The organism is Variovorax sp. P1_H2, assembly GCF_056405295.1.
Genome location: NZ_JBFUCJ010000028.1, coordinates 34554 through 54282, shown reverse-complemented (window position 1 = coordinate 54282; position 19729 = coordinate 34554). Strand labels below are relative to the sequence as shown.

25 protein-coding genes are annotated in these 19729 nt (G+C 67.1%); 16 read left to right on the top strand and 9 right to left on the bottom strand.

The genetic code is table 11. The features are described 5' to 3' along the window. Positions 1 to 215 precede the first annotated feature (215 nt). The 10 genes from AC1D2E_RS12590 to AC1D2E_RS12545 all read left to right on the top strand — a co-directional run bounded on the left by AC1D2E_RS12590 (position 216) and on the right by AC1D2E_RS12545 (position 8551). On the top strand, positions 216 to 767 hold the full coding sequence (locus tag AC1D2E_RS12590; protein WP_478197710.1) for a ubiquinone biosynthesis accessory factor UbiJ: 552 nt from the start codon (positions 216 to 218) through the stop codon (positions 765 to 767). Further along, positions 764 to 2329 (top strand): ubiquinone biosynthesis regulatory protein kinase UbiB, encoded by a 1566-nt coding sequence (gene ubiB, locus AC1D2E_RS12585; RefSeq protein WP_478197709.1) that lies wholly within the window; start codon positions 764 to 766, stop codon positions 2327 to 2329. The genes AC1D2E_RS12590 and ubiB overlap by 4 nt, the downstream gene beginning before the upstream one ends. Before the next feature lie 89 nt (positions 2330 to 2418). Beyond that, positions 2419 to 2754: an FmdB family zinc ribbon protein gene (locus AC1D2E_RS12580; RefSeq protein WP_478197708.1), complete on the top strand. Its 336-nt coding sequence runs from the start codon at positions 2419 to 2421 to the stop codon at positions 2752 to 2754. Between the two features lie 9 nt (positions 2755 to 2763). Then, complete coding sequence (locus AC1D2E_RS12575; RefSeq protein ID WP_478197707.1) at positions 2764 to 3384, top strand: DUF502 domain-containing protein; 621 nt, start codon at positions 2764 to 2766, stop codon at positions 3382 to 3384. 37 nt (positions 3385 to 3421) lie between these two features. Beyond that, positions 3422 to 5227, top strand: coding sequence for an aspartate--tRNA ligase (gene aspS, locus AC1D2E_RS12570; protein WP_478197706.1), 1806 nt, complete (start codon positions 3422 to 3424; stop codon positions 5225 to 5227). A gap of 23 nt (positions 5228 to 5250) precedes the next feature. Then, positions 5251 to 5718 (top strand): dihydroneopterin triphosphate diphosphatase, encoded by a 468-nt coding sequence (gene nudB, locus AC1D2E_RS12565; protein WP_478197705.1) that lies wholly within the window; start codon positions 5251 to 5253, stop codon positions 5716 to 5718. Beyond that, positions 5715 to 6473, top strand: a complete 759-nt coding sequence (locus AC1D2E_RS12560) for an endonuclease/exonuclease/phosphatase family protein (protein ID WP_478197704.1) — start codon at positions 5715 to 5717, stop codon at positions 6471 to 6473. The genes nudB and AC1D2E_RS12560 overlap by 4 nt, the downstream gene beginning before the upstream one ends. A gap of 69 nt (positions 6474 to 6542) precedes the next feature. Beyond that, positions 6543 to 7274, top strand: coding sequence for a GTP cyclohydrolase I (gene folE / locus AC1D2E_RS12555; RefSeq protein ID WP_478197703.1), 732 nt, complete (start codon positions 6543 to 6545; stop codon positions 7272 to 7274). Positions 7275 to 7286: 12 nt separating this feature from the next. Beyond that, complete coding sequence (locus AC1D2E_RS12550) at positions 7287 to 7709, top strand: BLUF domain-containing protein (protein WP_478172036.1); 423 nt, start codon at positions 7287 to 7289, stop codon at positions 7707 to 7709. Between the two features lie 11 nt (positions 7710 to 7720). Next, entirely contained in the window at positions 7721 to 8551 is an 831-nt protein-coding gene (locus AC1D2E_RS12545; RefSeq protein WP_478197702.1) for a DUF429 domain-containing protein, read from the top strand. A gap of 118 nt (positions 8552 to 8669) precedes the next feature. Here AC1D2E_RS12545 and AC1D2E_RS12540 read toward each other — a convergent pair whose 3' ends face one another. The 5 genes from AC1D2E_RS12540 to AC1D2E_RS12520 form a co-directional block, all read right to left on the bottom strand. Then, the gene (locus tag AC1D2E_RS12540) at positions 8670 to 9119 is read right to left on the bottom strand and encodes a hypothetical protein (protein WP_478197701.1); all 450 of its coding nucleotides are present in this window, start codon (positions 9117 to 9119) and stop codon (positions 8670 to 8672) included. Further along, a complete protein-coding gene (locus tag AC1D2E_RS12535; protein ID WP_478197700.1) occupies positions 9109 to 9489 on the bottom strand; it encodes a hypothetical protein in 381 nt (126 codons plus the stop codon). Before AC1D2E_RS12535 ends, AC1D2E_RS12540 begins: the two co-directional genes overlap by 11 nt. A gap of 25 nt (positions 9490 to 9514) precedes the next feature. Then, on the bottom strand, positions 9515 to 9889 hold the full coding sequence (locus AC1D2E_RS12530) for a hypothetical protein (RefSeq protein ID WP_478172040.1): 375 nt from the start codon (positions 9887 to 9889) through the stop codon (positions 9515 to 9517). A gap of 48 nt (positions 9890 to 9937) precedes the next feature. Beyond that, positions 9938 to 10102, bottom strand: a complete 165-nt coding sequence (locus AC1D2E_RS12525; protein ID WP_478172041.1) for a DUF1328 domain-containing protein — start codon at positions 10100 to 10102, stop codon at positions 9938 to 9940. A gap of 172 nt (positions 10103 to 10274) precedes the next feature. Then, complete coding sequence (locus AC1D2E_RS12520; RefSeq protein ID WP_478197699.1) at positions 10275 to 11615, bottom strand: CHASE3 domain-containing protein; 1341 nt, start codon at positions 11613 to 11615, stop codon at positions 10275 to 10277. Positions 11616 to 11722: 107 nt separating this feature from the next. On the opposite strand from AC1D2E_RS12520, the gene AC1D2E_RS12515 reads away from it, so the two are divergent. Continuing rightward, the gene (locus tag AC1D2E_RS12515) at positions 11723 to 12355 is read left to right on the top strand and encodes a response regulator (RefSeq protein WP_478172043.1); all 633 of its coding nucleotides are present in this window, start codon (positions 11723 to 11725) and stop codon (positions 12353 to 12355) included. Between the two features lie 17 nt (positions 12356 to 12372). Here AC1D2E_RS12515 and AC1D2E_RS12510 read toward each other — a convergent pair whose 3' ends face one another. Continuing rightward, positions 12373 to 12771, bottom strand: a complete 399-nt coding sequence (locus tag AC1D2E_RS12510) for a response regulator (RefSeq protein WP_478197698.1) — start codon at positions 12769 to 12771, stop codon at positions 12373 to 12375. Between the two features lie 263 nt (positions 12772 to 13034). Here AC1D2E_RS12510 and AC1D2E_RS12505 point away from each other — a divergent pair, with 263 nt between their 5' ends. Next, complete coding sequence (locus AC1D2E_RS12505; protein ID WP_478172045.1) at positions 13035 to 13235, top strand: hypothetical protein; 201 nt, start codon at positions 13035 to 13037, stop codon at positions 13233 to 13235. Positions 13236 to 13241: 6 nt separating this feature from the next. Next, positions 13242 to 15224 (top strand): AsmA family protein, encoded by a 1983-nt coding sequence (locus AC1D2E_RS12500; RefSeq protein WP_478197697.1) that lies wholly within the window; start codon positions 13242 to 13244, stop codon positions 15222 to 15224. Here AC1D2E_RS12500 and AC1D2E_RS12495 read toward each other — a convergent pair. The 3 genes from AC1D2E_RS12495 to gpmA all read right to left on the bottom strand — a co-directional run bounded on the left by AC1D2E_RS12495 (position 15221) and on the right by gpmA (position 18313). Further along, positions 15221 to 15979 carry a HesA/MoeB/ThiF family protein gene (locus tag AC1D2E_RS12495; protein WP_478197696.1) on the bottom strand — a complete coding sequence of 253 codons (759 nt, stop codon included), beginning with the start codon at positions 15977 to 15979 and terminating at the stop codon, positions 15221 to 15223. The genes AC1D2E_RS12500 and AC1D2E_RS12495 overlap by 4 nt on opposite strands. A gap of 48 nt (positions 15980 to 16027) precedes the next feature. Beyond that, positions 16028 to 17470 carry a S41 family peptidase gene (locus tag AC1D2E_RS12490; protein ID WP_478197695.1) on the bottom strand — a complete coding sequence of 481 codons (1443 nt, stop codon included), beginning with the start codon at positions 17468 to 17470 and terminating at the stop codon, positions 16028 to 16030. A 99-nt stretch (positions 17471 to 17569) separates the two neighbouring features. After that, entirely contained in the window at positions 17570 to 18313 is a 744-nt protein-coding gene (gpmA, locus tag AC1D2E_RS12485) for a 2,3-diphosphoglycerate-dependent phosphoglycerate mutase (RefSeq protein WP_478172049.1), read from the bottom strand. A 72-nt stretch (positions 18314 to 18385) separates the two neighbouring features. Between gpmA and AC1D2E_RS12480 the strand changes: the two genes are divergently transcribed. The 3 genes from AC1D2E_RS12480 to secB all read left to right on the top strand — a co-directional run bounded on the left by AC1D2E_RS12480 (position 18386) and on the right by secB (position 19711). Then, positions 18386 to 18793, top strand: coding sequence for a rhodanese-like domain-containing protein (locus AC1D2E_RS12480; RefSeq protein ID WP_478172050.1), 408 nt, complete (start codon positions 18386 to 18388; stop codon positions 18791 to 18793). A gap of 20 nt (positions 18794 to 18813) precedes the next feature. Continuing rightward, positions 18814 to 19074, top strand: coding sequence for a glutaredoxin 3 (gene grxC / locus AC1D2E_RS12475; protein WP_478197694.1), 261 nt, complete (start codon positions 18814 to 18816; stop codon positions 19072 to 19074). A 172-nt stretch (positions 19075 to 19246) separates the two neighbouring features. After that, positions 19247 to 19711, top strand: coding sequence for a protein-export chaperone SecB (gene secB / locus AC1D2E_RS12470; protein WP_478090814.1), 465 nt, complete (start codon positions 19247 to 19249; stop codon positions 19709 to 19711). The last annotated feature ends 18 nt before the right edge of the window (positions 19712 to 19729 follow it).

Sequence of the window (19729 nt, the reverse complement as noted above, 5' to 3'; positions counted from 1 at the left end):
GAAGCCGGTTCCGCGGCTGCCCACGAACAGGCGTGCGCTGCGCGCCGCCGGAGAACCAACAAACACGGCGCCTCTCTTCTATCGGCCGGCGCAGCCAGGCCCGTTGGTGGAACACCGCGGAACCGGCTTCGCCGGGCCGCTGGTGTTGCCCCCGGTAGGGGGTGGGCGCCCGACACGAAGTGCGGGCAACCTGGGGGCGAGTTGATAATACGGAGATGGTTACACCATCGTCCCCATTTGCCTTTCTGGAAGACCTCGCCAACCGCGTCGGCAGTCGCCTGCAGCCGCCCCCTTGGGCGGTCCACGAGATCCAGCACCGTGCGGTGCTTTTCCTCAATCACGTGCTCCAGCAGGAACCCGAAGCCCAGCAGCGCTTGTTGCGGCTGCAGGGCCGCGTGGTGAAGTTCGAGTGGCGCTTTGTGACGATGCAGTTCGTCCCGACGCCAGCCGGCCTGCTCGACCTCGCGCCTGAAGGCGCCGCTTCCGAACTCACGCTGGCTGTCACCGAGGCGTCGCCTTTCGGCCTCGCCCGTGCCGCCTTCAAGGGCGAGAAGCCCGCGGTTCGCATCGAGGGCGACGTGCAGCTGGCCGCCGAGGTCAACTGGCTGGTCGACCATGTGCGCTGGGATGTCGAGGACGATCTGGCGCGGGCCATCGGCGACGTGCCGGCGCACACCATCGCCAGCGGCGCCCGCCGCGTGGTGGAGGCGCTGAGGCAGTTCGTCGGCCAGCGTCCGGGCAAGTCCGGCGGGCCTGCAGCCGAATGAGGCGGATCTACCGCGGCGTCTTCATCGTCTGGGTCGCACTGCGCTACGGCCTCGACGAACTCGTCCTCACGAGCTTCCAGAAGCCCTGGCTGCGGGTGGTGGCCCGCATCGTCTCGGTCGGTCGCAATCTCGATGCGCCGCGCGGCCAGCGGTTGCGCGAGGCGCTCGAGCGGCTGGGCCCGATCTTCGTCAAGTTCGGCCAGGTGCTGTCGACCCGGCGCGACCTGCTGCCGCCCGACATCGCCGACGAACTGGCCTGGCTGCAGGACCGGGTGCCGCCGTTTCCTTCCAAGGTCGCGATCGCGACCATCGAGCGTGCGTTCCGGCGCCCGGTGAGCGACATCTTCGTGCAGTTCGACGAGACGCCGGTGGCCAGCGCGTCGATCGCGCAGGTGCATTTCGCCACGGTGCGCCTGGCCGACGGCTCGGTGCGCGAGGCGGCGGTCAAGGTGCTGCGCCCGGGCATGCGCGACGTGATCGAGAAGGACCTCGCGTTGATGGCGATGATGGCCGGCTGGGTCGAGGGCCTGTCGGCCGATGGCAAGCGCCTGAAGCCGCGCGAGGTCGTGGCCGAGTTCGACAAGTACCTGCACGACGAGCTCGACCTGGTGCGCGAGGCGGCCAATTCGGCCCAGCTCCGGCGCAACATGGAGAAGCTCAAGCTGGTGCTGATTCCCGAGATGTACTGGGACTTCTGCCATCCCGAGGTGATGGTGATGGAGCGCATGAAGGGCGTGCCGATCGCGCAGCTCGACCGTCTTCGCGCGGCCGGCGTCGACATCCCGAAGCTGGCGCGCGACGGCGTCACGATCTTCTTCACCCAGGTCTTCCGCGATGGCTTCTTCCACGCCGACATGCATCCCGGCAACATCCAGGTCAGCCTGGAGCCAGAAAGCTTCGGGCGCTATGTCTCGCTCGACTTCGGCATCATCGGCACGTTGACCGAGTCGGACAAGGAATACCTGGCGCAGAACTTCGTGGCTTTCTTCCGCCGCGACTACAAGCGCGTGGCCGAGTTGCACCTCGAGAGCGGCTGGGTGCCTCACGGCACCCGCATCGACGAACTCGAGGCGGCGATCCGCACCGTCTGCGAGCCCTACTTCGACCGCCCGCTGAAGGAGATCTCGCTCGGCATGGTGCTGATGCGCCTGTTCCAGACCTCGCGCCGCTTCCATGTCGAGATCCAGCCGCAGCTGGTGCTGCTGCAGAAGACCTTGCTCAACATCGAGGGGCTGGGCCGCCAGCTCGATCCCGAGCTGGACCTCTGGCACACGGCCAAGCCCTTCCTCGAGAAGTGGATGACCGACCAGATCGGCCCGCGCAAGCTGCTCGAGCAGCTGCGCGCCGAGGCGCCGCGCTACGCGAAGCTGTTGCCGCAGCTGCCTCGACTGATGCACGATTTCCTGGAAAATCGCCCGGCGGACCATCGCCGCGAGCTGCTGGAGCTGCTGGCCGCCCAGAAGCGCACCAACCGGTTGTTGCAGGCGATCATCTACGGGGGGCTGGGCTTCGTGCTGGGGCTGATCGCGATGCAGGTGCTGGTGCGCGTGCGTCTGTTCTGAGATCCGCGGCCGGCGCGCGGAGCAGGGGGCAGCCTTATAATCGAGGGCTTTGCGAGCGGCCGCCGGCCGCTCCTCTCGCTTCCAATCCCATGCCTATCTACGCCTACAAGTGCAGCGCCTGCGGCTTTGCCAAGGACGTGCTGCAGAAAATGTCCGATGCGCCGCTCTCGGAGTGCCCGGCTTGCGGCGCGAGTGCGTTCAGCAAGCAGCTCACGGCCGCCGGCTTCCAGCTCAAGGGCTCGGGCTGGTACGTGACCGATTTCCGCGATGGCGGCAAGAAGGCCGCCGACGGCGGCGACAAGACGGTCGCCAGCCCGGCGCCCGCGCCCGCGGACGGCGCCGCTGCCAAGCCCGCCGCAGCGCCCGCCAGTGCCCCGGCACCCGCGGCGGCGCCGGCACCGGCGCCTTCTGCAGGCAGCGACTGAGGGTCCGGGATGCTCGCGCTGCGCAAATGGCTGCTCTCCGGCTTGCTGGTCATCGTGCCGCTGGTCATCACGCTCGGCGTGCTGAACTGGATCATCGGCACGCTCGACCAGACGCTGTGGCTGCTGCCGGAGTCGTGGCAGCAGTACCTGAACGAGCACAAGGTGCGCGGCCTCGGCGTGCTGCTGACGCTGACCATCCTGCTGTCGGTCGGCGCCATCGCGAGCAACTTCGTCGGCAAGCGGCTGCTGGGCTGGGGCGATGCCGTGGTGCGCCGCATTCCCGTGGTGCGCTCCATCTATTCCAGCGTCAAGCAGGTCTCCGACACGCTGTTCTCCGAGAACGGCAATGCCTTCCGAACCGCGGTGCTGATCGAGTGGCCGCGACCCGGGGCCTGGACCATCGCCTTCGTGACCGGCACGCCGGGCCATGAGGTGGTCGGCCACCTGGGCGGCGGCGACTACCTGGGTGTCTACGTGCCGACCACGCCCAACCCGACGGGCGGCTATTTCGTGATGCTCAAGCGCAGCGACTGCATCGAACTCAAGATGAGCGTGGATGACGCGCTCAAGTACATCGTGTCGATGGGGGTGGTCGTTCCTGGCGGCCCCGCGACGATCGCGATCAAATAACGACAAAGACGCGCCTTCGCGGCGCCGGAATCCATCTATGGCCATGCGTTCAAACTACTGCGGTCTCGTGACCGAAGCTCTCCTCGGACAAACCGTCACCCTGTGCGGCTGGGTCAACCGCCGGCGCGACCATGGGGGCGTGATCTTCATCGACCTGCGCGACCGCGAAGGCTACGTGCAGGTGGTGTGCGATCCGGATCGCGCCTCCACCTTCGCCGCTGCCGAAGGCCTGCGCAACGAGTTCTGCGTGCAGGTCACGGGCCTGGTGCGCGCGCGCCCCGAAGGCACGATCAACGAGGCCCTCAAGAGCGGCAAGATCGAGGTGCTGTGCCACGAGATGAAGGTGCTGAACCCGTCGGTCACGCCGCCGTTCCTGCTCGACGACGACAACCTCTCGGAAACCACCCGCCTCACGCACCGCGTGCTCGACCTGCGCCGTCCGGCCATGCAGCGCAACATGATGCTGCGCTACAAGGTCACGATGGAGGCGCGCAAGTTCCTCGACGCCAACGGCTTCATCGACATCGAGACGCCGATGCTCGGCAAGTCGACGCCCGAGGGCGCGCGCGACTACTTGGTGCCGAGCCGCGTGCACGACGGCAGCTTCTTCGCGCTGCCGCAGTCGCCGCAGCTCTTCAAGCAGCTGCTGATGGTGGCCGGCTACGACCGCTACTACCAGATCGTCAAGTGCTTCCGCGACGAAGACCTGCGCGCCGACCGCCAGCCCGAGTTCACGCAGATCGACATCGAGACCTCCTTCATGGCCGAGGAGGAGATCCGCGAGATGTTCGAGGGCATGATCCGCAAGGTGTTCCGCGCCGCGGCCGAGGTCGAGCTGCCGCCGTTCCCGGTCATGAGCTACGGCGACGCGATGTTCAAGTACGGCTCCGACAAACCCGACCTGCGCGTCAAGCTCGAGTTCACCGAACTGACCGACGTGATGCGCAATGTCGAGTTCAAGGTGTTCGCCCAGGCCGCGAGCACGCCGGGCGGCCGCGTGGTCGCGCTGCGTGTACCGGGCGGCGGCGGCGAGGGCGGTCTCTCGCGCGGCGAGATCGACGGCTATACCGAGTTCGTCAAGATCTACGGTGCCAAGGGCCTGGCCTATATCAAGGTCAACGATGCGGCGCTGGGCCGCGAAGGCCTGCAGAGTCCGATCGTCAAGAACCTCAACGACGCTTCGCTGGCCGAGATCATCGCCCGCACGGGTGCCCGCAACGGCGACATCCTGTTCTTCGGCGCCGACAAGGAAAAGGTCGTCAACGACGCCATTGGCGCACTGCGCGTGAAGATCGGCCACAGCGCCTTCGGCAAGAAGAACGGCCTGTTCGACGACCGCTGGGCGCCGCTGTGGGTGGTGGACTTCCCGATGTTCGAGTTCGACGAGGAAGGCCAGCGCTGGTCCGCCGTGCACCACCCGTTCACCGCGCCCAAGGACGGCCATGAGGACCTGATGGACACGGCGCCCGAGAAGTGCATCGCCAAGGCCTACGACATGGTGCTCAACGGCATCGAGATGGGCGGCGGCTCGGTCCGTATCCATCGCGAGGAAGTGCAGAGCAAGGTGTTCCGCGCCCTCAAGATCAGCGCCGAGGACGCGCAGAACAAGTTCGGCTTCCTGCTGGACGCCTTGCAATACGGTGCACCCCCGCACGGCGGTATTGCGATCGGCCTCGACCGGCTGGTGATGCTGTTGACCGGGGCCGAGTCGATCCGCGACGTGATCGCCTTCCCGAAGACCCAGCGCGCCCAGGACCTGCTGACGCAGGCGCCGAGCCCGGTCGACGAGAAGCAGCTGCGCGAACTGCACATCAAGCTGCGCAACGCGCCACAGGCCGCCTGAGGGCGGGCGGAGGGGTCGCGAGCATGAGCGAGCGGCCCTGGAAGATCCCCGAGTCGGTGCTGGTCGTGATCTACACGCCGGCGCTCGATGTGCTGCTGATCCGCCGGGTCGGCGCGGACGGTCTCTGGCAATCGGTGACCGGCAGCAAGGACTTCGAGGACGAGCCGCTGGCGCGCACGGCGGCGCGCGAGGTCGAGGAAGAGACCGGCATTCTCTGCGGCCCGGGCAGTGCGCTGGCGTCCCGGCTGGTCGACTGGCAGCGCTGCAACGACTTCGAGATCCTGCCCCGCTGGCGGGCGCGCTACGCGCCTGGCGTCACCCGCAATACCGAGCACGTGTTCGGCCTCCGGGTGCCGGAGCGGTTCGCGCCACGGCTCGATCCTTGCGAGCACACCGACTGGCAGTGGCTGCCGTACCGGGATGCTGCCGCGCTGACTTTTTCGTCCACCAACGCCGCAGCCATCCTGCTCCTGCCACAATTTGCGCAATGAATTCTCCGGCGACCAGCTTCCGCGTAGCCACCTACAACATCCACAAGGGTGTGCAGGGCATCGGCCCCGCCAGGCGGCTGGAGATCCACAACCTCGGCCACGCGATCGAGCAGCTCGATGCCGACATCATCTGCCTGCAGGAAGTCCGCAAGATGAACCGGCAGGCCGCCGCGCGCTTCAACCGCTGGCCCGAAATGCCGCAAGCGGATTTCCTGGCGCCCGAGGGCTATACGGCGATCTACGAGACCAACGCCATCACCCGGCACGGCGAGCACGGCAACGCGCTGCTGACGCGCTGGCCGGTGCTGCGCAAGACCCACCAGGACATCTCGGACCACCGTTTCGAGCAACGCGGGCTGCTGCACGTGGCGATCGATCTCGACGGGCAGACGGTGCACACCATCGTGGTGCACCTGGGCCTGATCAAGGGCAGCCGGATTCGCCAGGTCGCGCAGTTGCGCGAGTTCATCGAGCGCGAGATTCCGCCCGACGACGTGCTGGTGGTGGCCGGCGACTTCAACGACTGGGGCGCCCGGATGCGCTACGCGATGAACGCGATGGCCATGCGCGATTCGAGCGACCTGCGCGGGCCCCGCACGCTGACCTACCCCTCGCGGTTGCCGGTCGCGCAGCTGGATTTCATTTATGGCCGCCAGGTCGTGCCGGTCGCCTCCGCGGTGCCGCGCGGGCCCGTCTGGGCCCGGATGTCCGACCACCTGCCGCTGGTGACCGATTTTTCGCTATCAAAACAATAGCTGCCCCGGTATGCGGGTAGGGCGCTGTAGGGTCATCGCCAGAAATCCATTCGCTGATAGGATGCGTGGATGCTAAGGACCATCGACGCCGTACCGCGCCCCGCCGCCAGGGATGAAGACGAGGGCACGCCCGTGTCCGTGAAGATACGCGAGCGTCTCGTCGCCGCCCGCAAGCGCTTCAACGCCAACGACAACATCGCCGAGTTCATCCAGCCCGGCGAACTCGAGCATCTGCTCGACGAGGTCGAGGGCAAGATGAAGCACGTGCTCGAGAGCCTGGTGATCGACCTCGACAACGACCACAACACCGGCAACACGGCCCGCCGCGTGGCGAAGATGTACCTCAACGAGGTGTTCAAGGGCCGCTATGTGCCGGCGCCCTCGCTGACCGAGTTCCCCAATGCGGAGCATCTCAACGAGCTGATGATCGTCGGCCCGATCACGGTGCGCAGCGCCTGCTCGCACCATTTCTGCCCGATCATCGGCAAGCTCTGGATCGGGGTCATGCCGAACGAGCAGACCAACGTGATCGGCCTCTCGAAGTACGCGCGCCTGGCCGAATGGGTCATGGGCCGGCCGCAGATCCAGGAAGAGGCGGTGGTGCAACTGGCCGACCTGATCCAGGAGAAGACCCAGCCCGACGGACTGGCGCTGGTGGTCGAGGCCGAGCACTTCTGCATGCAGTGGCGGGGCGTCAAGGAGATGGACAGCAAGATGATCAACTCGGTCATGCGCGGCGTCTTCCTCAAGGACCCCAATCTGCGACGCGAATTCCTATCCCTTCTTCCGCGCCAGCGCTAAGCAGGACACACCATGCTCGTACGCCTTCTCTACGCCAGCCGCGCCGTGGACACCAGCCAGGGCGCCATCGACGACATCCTCGCGCAAGCGCGTTCGCACAACACCTCCTGCGGCATCACCGGCATCCTCTGCTATGGCGCGGGCGTGTTCCTGCAGGCCATCGAGGGCGGCCGGATGCCGATCAGCGAGCTCTACGGCCACATCCAGCGGGATCCGCGCCACAAGGACGTGGTGCTGCTCCACTACGAGGAAATCTCCGAGCGCCGATTCGGCGGCTGGACCATGGGGCAGGTCAACCTGTCGAAGCTCAATGCTTCGACCCTGCTCAAGTACTCGGAGCGGCCCGAGCTCGATCCTTACTCGGTCTCGGGCAAGGTGTCGCTTGCGCTGCTGGAAGAACTGATGGCCACCGCGGCCATCGTCGGACGCCACTGAAGCGCCCTCCGTTGCTGTTGCTCGGCTGCGACTTCTCGAGCGCGCCGAGCGCGCGCAAGCCGATCATGGTCGCGCTCGGATCGGAACGCGACGGGCGCGTGGGGCTGTCGGGGTTCCAGGCCTTCGCCACCCTCGACCATTGGGCGCACTGGCTGCGTGCGACACCGGCCTGGGTGGGCGCCTTCGATCTGCCGTTCGGCCTGCCGCGCGAGCTGGTCGTCGAACTCGGTTGGCCCCGCGAATGGGAGCCCTTGATCGCGCACTATGCCGGTCTCGGGCGCGAGGAGATCCGGCGCACCTTCGCCGCCTTTTGTGCGGCGCGGCCCAGCGGCGGGAAGTTCGCGCATCGACAGACCGATGGCCCCGCCGGCTCCAGCCCGTCGATGAAATGGGTGAATCCGCCGGTCGCGTTCATGCTGCATGCCGGCGTGCCACGTCTGCTGGCGGCCGGAGCCGTCGTGCCGGGCCTGCACCCGCCGCACCGGACCGCAGGCGCCTCGCGCATCGCCCTGGAGGCCTACCCCGGCCTGCTGGCCTGCGAACTGATCGGCAGGCGCAGCTACAAGAGCGACGCGGCGGCTGGCCAGAATGCCGAACGCCGGGCGGCGCGGGCGGATCTCGTGGCCGCGCTGGAAACAGGCGCGGGGCGGCTCGGGCTGCGGCTCGCGCTCGACGACACGGTCCGCGGGCTGCTGCTGGATGACGCCAAGGGCGATTGCCTCGATGCGGCGCTGTGCCTGGTCCAGGCGGCCTGGGCCGCGGCGCGCAGCGACAGTCACGGTCACGGCTACGGGTTTCCCGCGGCGATCGATCCGATCGAGGGTTGGATCGTGACGGCCTGAGCTCCCGATGTCCTGCGGCGGCCGGCGTCGTGCGCCGCGCTGCAGTGCCCGAGCCCGTCCTTGGGTTCGATGGCGTGCTCTTCCTCGTCGGTCAAGATCTCCTCCGGCACAGCGGCCTTCATGGGAGCTTCTTGCGTGGGTCGGCTTTCTTCTGCATCAGCGTGGTGACCACGTCGGCGACGTCGGACGTCTTCATGACGGCGGTGAGCACGGCGGTGAGGGAGAGCAATCGCCACGGCTTGACCAGCACCAGCAAGGCGCCGGCCGCCGCCGCGGCGCCGACCAGCTTGGCCGGTTCCTCGCGCGCATAGCGCGCCAGCAGGGGCCGGGCGACCTGGCCGACCGCGTTCGCTGGATGCCGGCGCCACCATCGGCGCACCACGCCGCGGGCCACGGAACTCCATGCGAATGGCTCGAAGGCGCCGCCTGGTCGGACCGTGGGCGGCGGCACGGCGTACAGCGCGCCGTCCGGCGGCTCGCGGCGATCGCTCTGCAACTGGGCAATCAACGCCCTGCGCGACAGCGCCAGCCGCTGCTGGGGAGTGGGCTCCCGGCGCTCAGCGGCCATGACCTTCTCCGGCGGCGCGCAGCGCCTGCAAGTCGGCGTCGAGCTGTGTACGCAGGTCGGCGAATGCTGGGAAGGGCGGGGACCGCGCCGCAACCAGCGCCGCCAGCAGCGCGATAGCGATCGCGGCGGCGGGCACCGCGGCGAGCACCCAATGAAAGCTGCCGTGCAGCACGCCGAGCATCACGGCGACACCGATCAGCCCCAGGGCCATCAGGGCGCTGGCCGCCGCCAGAACACCGGCGATCGCCCGAGCCACGAACCCTTCGCCTGCTTCCCGGGCCTCCTGCCCGACCAGCGCGCCGTAGTTGGCGAGATGCTCGGCAACAAGCTCCGGATGACCGAGCACCGTGGAGTAGATGGGATGGATCATGGTGCTGCGGCGGCCGGTTCCCGGATCAGTCGTCGTTGCGGCGTCGGCTGGCCAGGACGATCAGCGCGGTGATGGCGGCGCCGGCTGCGGCCGCCACCAGCACCGAGCGAACGGGCTGGTCGGCAATGTACTTTCCGGTCACGTCGGCGGCGGCTTCGAGGCGCCGCTGGGCCCGGGCGCTGGTGGTCGAGGCGGCATCAATGCCGCGCTGAACGGCCTGCTGTACGCGGGCTGCCAATTGCTCGACCGCCGGTTCGGCATCGCGGCGCAGGTCGCGCACCTTTTCCCCGGCCGCGTTGACCGCGTTCTGCGCGTAGGCGCGCGTCGTGTCGATGGCATCGTTGGCGGTCTGGCGGGCATCCTCGGCGAGTTGCGAGGGAGTCTTGACGGTTGTGTTCATGAGATAGGTCCTTCTGGAAAATTGCGTTGCCTGTCCATCGTAACGACGCTAGCCGCGTCGTATCAAGCCCGCGATGAAGCTGGCGACCGCCAGAACAATGAAGATCACGAACAGAATCTTCGCAATGCCCACGGCACTGGCCGCGATACCGCCGAATCCGAACAGGGCGGCGATCAATGCAATAACGAGGAAGACGACTGCGTAGTGCAACATGCTGACTCCTTTTCGAGGGGGCCTCGATGATTTGAAAACCAGCGCACCCGGTACCCGGACGGCTTGGCATCCACGTTAAGTGCAGCGTTGCGAAGGCCCTGTCAGCAGCAGCTGCCTGGGGGCGTAGGAGAGAACCCGAAAGGGGCGGCCGACGGTGCGGCAGGACGCTGCGTCAGGCCGGCTTGGCAGGCAGGATCGCGCTCAGGTGCGTTCCCTTGCCCGGTGTCGACGAAATGCTCAGCTTGCCCTTGGCGGCTTCCACGCGATGCCGCATGCCGGCGAGACCGTGGGTCGACGGACGGGTGCGCAGGGTGTCGAAGCCCTTGCCGTTGTCGCTCACCTCGACGACCACATGGTTGCCGTAGTTCTTCATGACGATGCTGGCTTCGGTGGCCTGCGCATACTTGCCGATATTGGTCAGGCTTTCCTGCACCATCCGATAGACCGTGAGCTGGTTGTCCTCGTCGAGCTCGACCGGCTCGAGCACCATCTCGATCTCCATGCCCGATTGCTCGGCGAATTCGCGACCGAGGATCTCGAGCGAAGCGACCAGGCCCAGGTTGGACAGCGACGAAGGCCGGAGATCCTCGATGATGCGGCGCTTGAGCGCGATGCCGCTGTTGAGCAGCTCGTTCAGGTGCTGCAGCCGCTGCGTGGCGTCCGGCGCATCGTTGAGTCTGGACTTCAGGCGCGCGACATCGAGCTTGGCGGCCGTCAGCAGGGAGCCCAGCTCGTCGTGCAGCTCGCGCGCCAGGTAGCCGCGCTCGGCCTCCCGTACCTGCTGCAGGTGGGTGGCCAGTTCGGCCAGCGTCGCGGTGCGTTCGCGCACCTCGCCTTCGAGCGCGTTGCGCTCGCGCTGCAGCGCCTGCTGCTGGCGCTCGCCCGCCGAGCGCAGCGCGTGGGTCTCGCGCAGGTAAAGATAGAAGGCCAGCAGCCCGGCGAGCGTGACGAGGGCAATGCCGATACGGCTCAGGCGCAGCGACTTCGCGATCTGGAGCTGGCTGCGCGCCAGCTCGTCGTTGCTGATCGCGATCAGCGATCGGACCTGCTCGCGGATGGCCTCCATCTCCTCTCGGCCGACATCGGTCGTAATGACGAACTTCCAGGCCTCCTCGTTGCCGTCCCGGCGCAGGCGAACGCTCATTTCCATCTCGGCGAGCTTGCGCGCCACGTGCTTGGACAATTCGCCGAGCCGGGCGAGTTCGGCGGGCCGCCCGGCATAGAGCGCCTGCAGTGTCGCCAGATGGCCGTCGACCTGCTTCACTGCCTGATCGTACGGTTCGCGGTAGCGCGCCTCCCCTGTCAGCAGAAAGCCCCGCTGGCCCGTTTCGGCATCGAGGACGTTCTGCAGCATCAGGTTGAGCGCGCCGCGGGCCTTCTGCGCATCTCCGACGTCCTGCAGGGCGCGGTTCGATTGCTGGAAGCCGGCCTCGTTGATGCCGATCAAGGCCAGCGCCGCCAGGGCGGCGAGCGTGAGGCCGAGGGCCATGTTGGGAAAGGCGAACCAGCGCATGAGGTTTCCGAACAATGCCTGCAGATCAATTTCGGGAATAATCGGAGCCGATCAGGGGCCGGCATGTTGCGACGCACAAGGCCGCGATAGAAGGACGAAGGTAACAGATGATCAAGATCGGAATTGTGGACGACCACGCCATCGTGCGTTCCGGCTTGCGCCAGTTCTTTTCGGAGCATGTCGACCTTCGCGTGGTGGGTGAGGCGGCCAGCGGCCGCGAGGCGATCGAGCTTGTCCGGACCACGGAACTCGATGTACTGGTGATGGACCTCTCCATGCCCGGCCAGAGTGGCATCGACGCCCTGGCCATGATCCGCGCCAAGGCGCCGGACGTGGGCATCCTGATCCTGAGCGGCTATCCCGAAGAGCACTACGCGATGAACCTGATCCGCCAGGGGGCCAGCGGCTACCTCAACAAGGAGTGCGAGCCGATCGAGATCGTGAACGCGATCCGCACCATCTCGCTGGGCCGGCGCTATATTACGCCGGCAGTGGCCGAATTGCTGGCGCGCCAGCTCGATCGCAAGGACGACGCTGCGCCGCACGAACACCTGTCGGAGCGCGAGTTCCAGGTCTTCCTCAAACTGGCCAAGGGCGAGACCGCAGGGGACATCGCCAAGACGCTGTCGTTGTCGGTGAAGACGGTGAGCACCTACCGTACGCGCCTGATGGAGAAGATGAATCTCTCGTCCAACAGCGACCTGACCTACTACGCGCTGAAGAACAAGCTGATCGACTGAGCCCGCGTCGCGTGGGGTCAGTTCCGGGTGGCCTTGAGCAAGGCCGCCTGCGCAATGCAGAAATCGATCAGGCCGTCGATCTCGTTGGATTTGTCGAACACCGCGTCGACGCCGAACTGGGCGCAGCGCTTGCGGATGTCGGGCGTGGCGTAGTTGCTGAGCACCACCACCTTCTGGCTCGGACGCCGGTCCTTGCAGGTTTGCAGAACGCCCAGGCCGCTGCCCTGTTTGAGGAACAGGTCGACGATGGCCAGTTCCCAATCGTCGGTATGGTCGACCAGCCATTGACTCGCTTCAGCCTCGGTCTCCGCGTAACCGATCGCCGAGATGCACGTGAGTTCCTCCAAGGTGCCGACGAGATTCTCTCGGATCGTGATGTTGTCTTCGACGATGTAGGTTTTCAATCTTGCGTCCATGAGAACCGCTGCCCCCAGGCAAGCCTCGCCGGCCTGGCTTGCCCCAAAGGAAAGCTGGCAGTGTTACGGATTATCTGCCGGGAGGGTGAAGGCATGAAGGGCTTCAAGCTGTAGTCTTGTTCTTACGGCGGCCGGGGAAGGCGGCCGTAGGTTGCGCCCCACAACCAGTCCGGCCGGCCGCCGACCCAGGCCACGGCCCCGGCCGCGCATGCTCGAGTCCATCGCATGGCCGTCTTCACGAAACGAATCCTTGAGGTGCCGCAATGAACGTTGTCTGGAGTTTCATCGCCATGGGCCTCATCGCTCTCGCGGCAGGCGCTGCGGTCGCGGGCGGCGAGCCCGCCATGGCCGAGTTGCGCTTGGCCGAGGCGGCCACGAGCGCTGCTGTCTCGGGAATCGCTGTCGTCTGCCTCCTCGCGCCCGAAGCTGTCTCCTCCGAGCGGATGGCCGCGCCGATCGATTGACGCTCCATGCCCGACGCGCCTGCTGCTGTTGCGCACCGCCGCCTCTGGTTGGGGCTCCTTGGGTTCGTGCTCGGGCTGTTCGCGGCATGCCTGCTGGGGTTCGCCTTCTTTCCCTGGGACATGCTGCGCGAGCCGCTGAATCGCCATGTCAGCGAAAAGACCGGTCGCCGGTTCGAGGTCACGCGCCACCTGGATGTCGATCTGGGCTGGCGGCTGGCGACGGTCAAGTTCGACGGCATCGCGTTCGCGAACCCCTCCTGGGCCCGCGACCCCTACCTGCTGCGCGCCGAGCGGGCCGAGTTCGATATCAGCTTCTGGCAATTGCTGGCGCAGCGCGTCGTGCTGCCGCGTCTGCGCTTGAGCCAGCCTTCGGTCGGGCTGCAGATGGAGGCAGATGGCCGCAAGACCTGGGCCTTCGGCAAGGGTGAGGGCGAAGCGGGCACGGTACCGACCATCGGGCTGATCGAGGTCGACGGTGGCAGTGTGGATTTCCTGGCTCCGGCGCTGGAGTTGGACCTGCATGCCGATTTCAGCTTCGACAGCAGCCGTGGCGACATGCCGCTCAGCTACCAGGTCAAGGGCCGCTACCGCGCCCAGCCGTTGACCGCGGTCGGCCGCACGGGCAACGTGCTGCAGCTGACTTCCGCAGGTCGGCCGCCGTTTCCGATCGAGATCGATCTGAAGGCCGGTCAGACCCGCCTGAAGGCTGATGGCACGGTGGTCGAACTGGCCGACCTCGACGGACTCGACGCCCGCTTCGAGATGCGGGGCCCGGACCTGGGCCGGCTCTACCCGGCGCTGGGCATCGCCCTGCCGCAGACGCCGCCCTATGCGCTGAGCGGCAACCTGAGAAAGAACGCCGCGCTGTGGGAAGTGCGGGGGCTGAAGGGCCGGCTGGGCCTGTCCGACATCGCCGGCGACATGCAGTTCGACAAGGCGCAGAAGATCCCTCACCTGGCGGGCACCCTGCGCTCGCGGGTCATGGACATGGACGATCTCGGCCCGCTGATCGGCCTGCCGCCGACCGCGCGCTCGGCCAGCGCGGTCGAGGGTGTGGCGCCGCCGCCGACGATCACCCAGGTCAACAGGCGAAAGCAGAACGACCCCGCACGCAAGGTGCTGCCGGACGCCCCGCTGGACTTCGAGCGCCTGCGCGCGATGAACGCCGATGTCAGCTACACCGCGGAGCGGATCCAGAACGTGCGCGAGCTGCCACTCGACAATGGCAGCGTGCAGGTGAAGCTGAAGGACGGCGTGCTGGTCCTGGACCCGCTCCACCTCGGGGTGGCCAGCGGCAAGATCGGCGGCGCGATTCGGATCGACGCGACCCAGGATCCGGCCGACATCCGGGCCGCGCTCGACATCCGGGCCATGCAGCTCAGCAGGCTGATTCCGAAGATCGAGACGCTGAAGACCAGTTTCGGCCGGCTCGACGGAAGGATCAACCTGTCCGGCCGGGGCAATTCGATGGCGAGCTGGCTGGGCGCTGCCTCCGGCGATGTCGCGGCCATCACCGGAAAGGGCCAGTTCAGCAATCTGCTGCTCGAGTACCTGGGCCTCGACGGCGGCGAGATCATCAAGTTCCTGCTCGAGGGCGACCGCAACGTGGAACTGCGCTGCGCCGCGGTGGCCTTCGATGTCGACAAGGGGGTGATGAACGGCCGCAGCCTGGTCTTCGACACTAGCGACACCGTGTTCAATGCCACCGGCAACATCAACCTGGCCACCGAGCGGATGGACATCGTGGTCAGGCCGCAGCCCAAGGACATGAGCATCCTGGCGCTGCGCAGCCCGTTGCGGGTGCGCGGCAGCTTTGCGTCACCGAAGGCGGGCGTGGAGGCCGCGCCGCTGGCGACGCGCGGCGCGGCGGCGCTGGCGCTGGCCGCGATCAACCCCCTGCTGGCGCTGGCCGAGGCAAAGAAGCCGTCCTCGCGCGGCGCCGCCGCCGGTGCCGCGAAGGCGAGGCAGCATTCGGCGCCGGGCGGTTAGGGCAGCGGGCGGTGCCCGCACACCGTGCAGCTCGGGTCGCGCGCCACCCCCAGCGTGTCGAAGGCCGTGCGGCGGCCGTCGAACATCAGCAGGCGCCCGGCCAGCGAGGGGCCGATGCCGGCGAGCAGTTTAAGCGCCTCGTTGGCCTGCAGCGTGCCGATGGCACCGACCACCGGCGCAAAGACGCCCAGCACGGCGCAGCGCGTCTCCTCGAAGGCAGCATCCGGCGGGAACAGGCAGGCGTAGCAGGGCGAGGCAGCATCGCGCGTGTCGTAGACGCTGAGCTGGCCGTCGAAGCGGATCGCGGCCCCGGCCACCAGCGGCTTGGCTTGGGCGACGCAGGCGCGGTTCACGGCATGCCGGGTAGCGAAGTTGTCGCTGCAGTCGAGCACCACGTCGGCGCTCGCCACGAGCTCGGCCAGCAACGCGTCATCGGCGCGCAGGCAGTGGGTCTCGATCCGGATGTCGGGGTTGATCGCACGCATCGCCTCGGCCGCGGACTCGACCTTGGGCATGCCCACGCGGGCCGTGGTGTGCGCGATCTGGCGCTGGAGATTGGTGAGGTCGAGCGCGTCGTCGTCGACCAGCGAGATGCGCCCGACGCCGGCCGCGGCGAGATAGAGAAGGGCGGGCGAACCGAGCCCACCGGCGCCGATCACCAGGGCATGTCCGGCGCTCACGCGCGCCTGGCCCTCGATGCCGAATTCCTCCAGCAGGATGTGGCGCGAGTAGCGCAGCAGGTCGTGGTCTTCCATGCGCCGCGCGATCGCCGGGGCGACGGCTCCCGCTGGAGCCGCCCGGGATCAGTTGTCCTTCTTCTCTTCCTTGTTGTCGACGATGATCTGCGTCTTGCTGACCAGCACCGGCTGGCCTTTGAGGCTCTTGAGGGCCTGCGTCAGCGCGAAGTCGTCGGAGGCGCCGAATTCGGGCACCTTCCGGTCCTGCGGCGGCTTCTTGGCCTCTTCCTCGAGGCGCTTGCGGGCCTCGTCGCGGGCTTTCTCGCGCTCGGGGTCCTTGCTCTCGGGGCCCTGGCCGCTGGCCAGKTGCTTCTCGAGGTCGGCCTCGCGCATGCGCAGCGCCGCGAAGGGGCTGCCCTCGGCGCTCTCGTCGACCAGCACGTTGGGCACGATGCCCTTGGCCTGGATCGAGGTGCCGCTGGGCGTGTAGTAGCGTGCCGTGGTGATCTTCAGGCCGGTGTCGGGGCCGAGCGGACGCACCGTCTGCACCGAGCCCTTGCCGAAGGTCTGGCTGCCCATGACGGTGGCGCGCTTGTGGTCCTGCAGGGCGCCGGCGACGATCTCGCTGGCCGAGGCCGAGCCTTCGTTCACGAGCACCACCAGCGGCACGGTCTTCAGGGCCGCGGGCAGGTTGCGCAGCGGGTCGCTGCCGGCACGGCGCTGGTAGAACTCGGGCGCCGCCTTGTAGATCGACTTGCTCTCGGCCAGCTGGCCGTCGGTCGACACCACCGTGACGTTCTCGGGCAGGAACGCGGCCGAGATCGCGACCGCGGCGTCGAGCAGGCCTCCGGGGTCGTTGCGCAGGTCGAGCACAAGGCCCTTGAGGTTCGGGTCCTGCTTGTAGATCTCTTCGACCTTCTTGACGAAATCGTCGACCGTGCGTTCCTGGAACTGCGACAGGCGGATCCAGGCGTAGCCCGGCTCCATCACCTTGCCGCGAACCGATTGGGTGCGGATTTCCTCGCGCGTGATCGTGACCGGGAAGGTGCGGTTCTCGTCCTTGCGGAAGATGGTCAGCAGCACCTTGGTGTTGGCCTCGCCGCGCATGCGCTTGACGGCCTCGTTGAGCGACAGTCCGCGCACCGCGGTGTCGTCGATCTTGGTGATCAGGTCGTTGGGCTTGAGGCCGGCGCGGAAGGCCGGCGAGCCCTCGATCGGCGACACCACCTTGATCAGGCCGTCTTCCTGCGAGATCTCGATGCCGACGCCGACGAAGCGGCCGGTGGTGCCTTCGCGGAATTCCTTGAAGGACTTCTTGTCGAAGTACTGCGAATGCGGGTCGAGCCCGGCAACCATGCCCGAGATCGCATCCGAAATCAGCTTCTTCTCGTCGACCGGCTCGACATAGTCGCTCTTGACCATGCCGAAAACAGCAGCCAGCTGCTGCAGTTCCTCGAGGGGCAAGGGAGCCAGCGACCCGCGCGCAACGGTTTGTAACGAGACGGTGGTCAGCACGCCGGCAAAGGCGCCCGCGGCGACCCAGCCGGTGATCTTCATTTTCTGGCCCATGTGAAAGTGTCCTTGTCGCCTGTCAGCCCAATATACACAGCTTGGAAGCAAGTTGCCGGCCGCGGTTCCTCACCCAGCCGAACAAATTGAGAATTTCTGTTACGCCTTGCCCTGGGAAGCCACCGCGGCCACCGCCTTCTCGGCGGCGTCGGCGTCGCCGAGATAGTAGTGGCGCAGCGGCTTGAGCTCGTCGTCGAGCTCGTACACCAGTGGGATCCCGTTCGGAATGTTCAGGCCCACGATGGCGTCGTCGGAAATGCCGTCGAGGTACTTCACCAGCGCGCGGATGGAATTGCCGTGCGCGGCCACCAGCAGCCGGCGGCCGGCGCGGACCGCCGGCGCCATCGATTCGTTCCAGAACGGCAGCACCCGGGCGACCGTGTCCTTCAGGCATTCGGTCAGGGGCACCTGCTCGGGCGCCAGCTTGGCGTAGCGGACGTCGCCGCGCTCGCTGCGCGGATCGTTCGGCTCGAGCGGCGGCGGCGGCGTGCCGTAGCTGCGGCGCCAGACCAGCACCTGCTCGTCACCGTACTTCTTGGCCGTCTCGGCCTTGTTGAGACCCTGCAGGCCGCCGTAGTGCCGCTCGTTGAGGCGCCAGGAATGGACCACCGGCAGCCAGGTGCGGTCGAGTTCGTCGAGCGTGTGCCAGAGCGTGCGGGTGGCGCGCTTGAGCACGCTGGTGTAGGCGACGTCGAAGTCGTAGCCCTCGGCCCTCAGCAGCCGGCCGGCCTGCTTGGCCTGCTCGACGCCGGTCGGCGTCAGGTCGACATCGGTCCAGCCGGTGAAGCGGTTTTCGAGATTCCAGGTCGATTCGCCGTGGCGGATCAGTACCAGTTTGTGCATGGGAGAGGCCTTTGGGAACGCGTGCGGAAAGCCGACATTCTAAAATCCGGGGTTTGCCACTCAAGGAATACCGTGAAATTCATCATCGACAACTGGATGCTGATCCTGATTGCGCTCAGTTCGGGCGGCATGCTGGCATGGCCGATGGTGCGCGGCGCGAACGCCGGCTCGCTCTCGGCGCAGGGGGCGGTGCAACTGATCAACCGTGAGCGCGCGGTGGTGGTCGACGTCCGCGAGCCCGAGGAATTCGCCGCCGGTCACGTGACGGGCGCCAAGAACGTGCCGCTGGCCCAACTCGAGCAGAAGCTGCCGACCGCCGTGAAGAACAAGTCGTTGCCGTTGTTGCTTATCTGCGCCAGTGGGGCACGGGCACAGCGCGCGGTCGCCACGGCCAGGAAGCTCGGCTACGAGCAGGCCCAAGCAGTGGCCGGCGGACTCAAATCCTGGAAAGACGCTAATCTGCCGCTTGAAAAGGCCTGAAACCCCACGAAATAGTCGCGATGCAAGCCGTCAAGATGTACACCACCGCCGTTTGCCCCTACTGCATTCGCGCGAAGCAAATCCTCAAGTCCAAGGGCGTCGAACAGATCGAAGAGATCCGCATCGACAGCGACCCGCAGGCACGGGCCGCGATGATGGACCTCACGCGCCGTCGCACGGTGCCGCAGATCTTCATCGGCGAGACCCACGTCGGCGGCTGCGACGACCTGATCGCGCTCGACGGACGGGGTGGACTGACGTCGTTGCTGCACGGCGCCTGAGCCCGACGCCGGGCCGCCCCAAGGCCGACTGCGCCGCCCTCGGGGCGCAGCGACGACGCGAAGTGCACCGCGTGGGGGGTCTTCCGCCGGGCCATAATGGCCGGCTACCTCCAGCAGCCCGCTCCGGGAGCTCCCGGGCGGGCATTGTTTTGATTTCCCGAAAGTTAGAGCCATGGCCGACCAGCAAGCACAAGACCCCGTTTTCCAGATCCAGCGCGTCTACCTGAAGGATCTGTCGCTCGAGCAACCCAATTCGCCGGCCATCCTGCTCGAACAGGAACAGCCGACCGTCGACATCCAGCTCGGCGTCGACGCCCAGCCGGTGACCGACGGCATCTTCGAGATCACCGTGTCGGCCACCGTGCAGACCAAGATCAACGACAAGACCGTGTTCCTGGTCGAGGCCAAGCAGGCCGGCATCTTCGAGATCCGCAACCTGCCGGAAGACCAGATGGGCCCGATCCTCGGCATCGCCTGCCCGCAGATCGTCTACCCCTACCTGCGCGGCAACGTGGCCGACGTGATCCAGCGCGGCGGCTTCCCGCCGGTGCACCTGGCCGAGATCAACTTCCAGGCGATGTTCGAGCAGCAGCAAGCCCAGGCCGCCGGCCAGGCTTCGCCGATCGTCACGCAGTAAATCTGCCGAGAGCGGCCC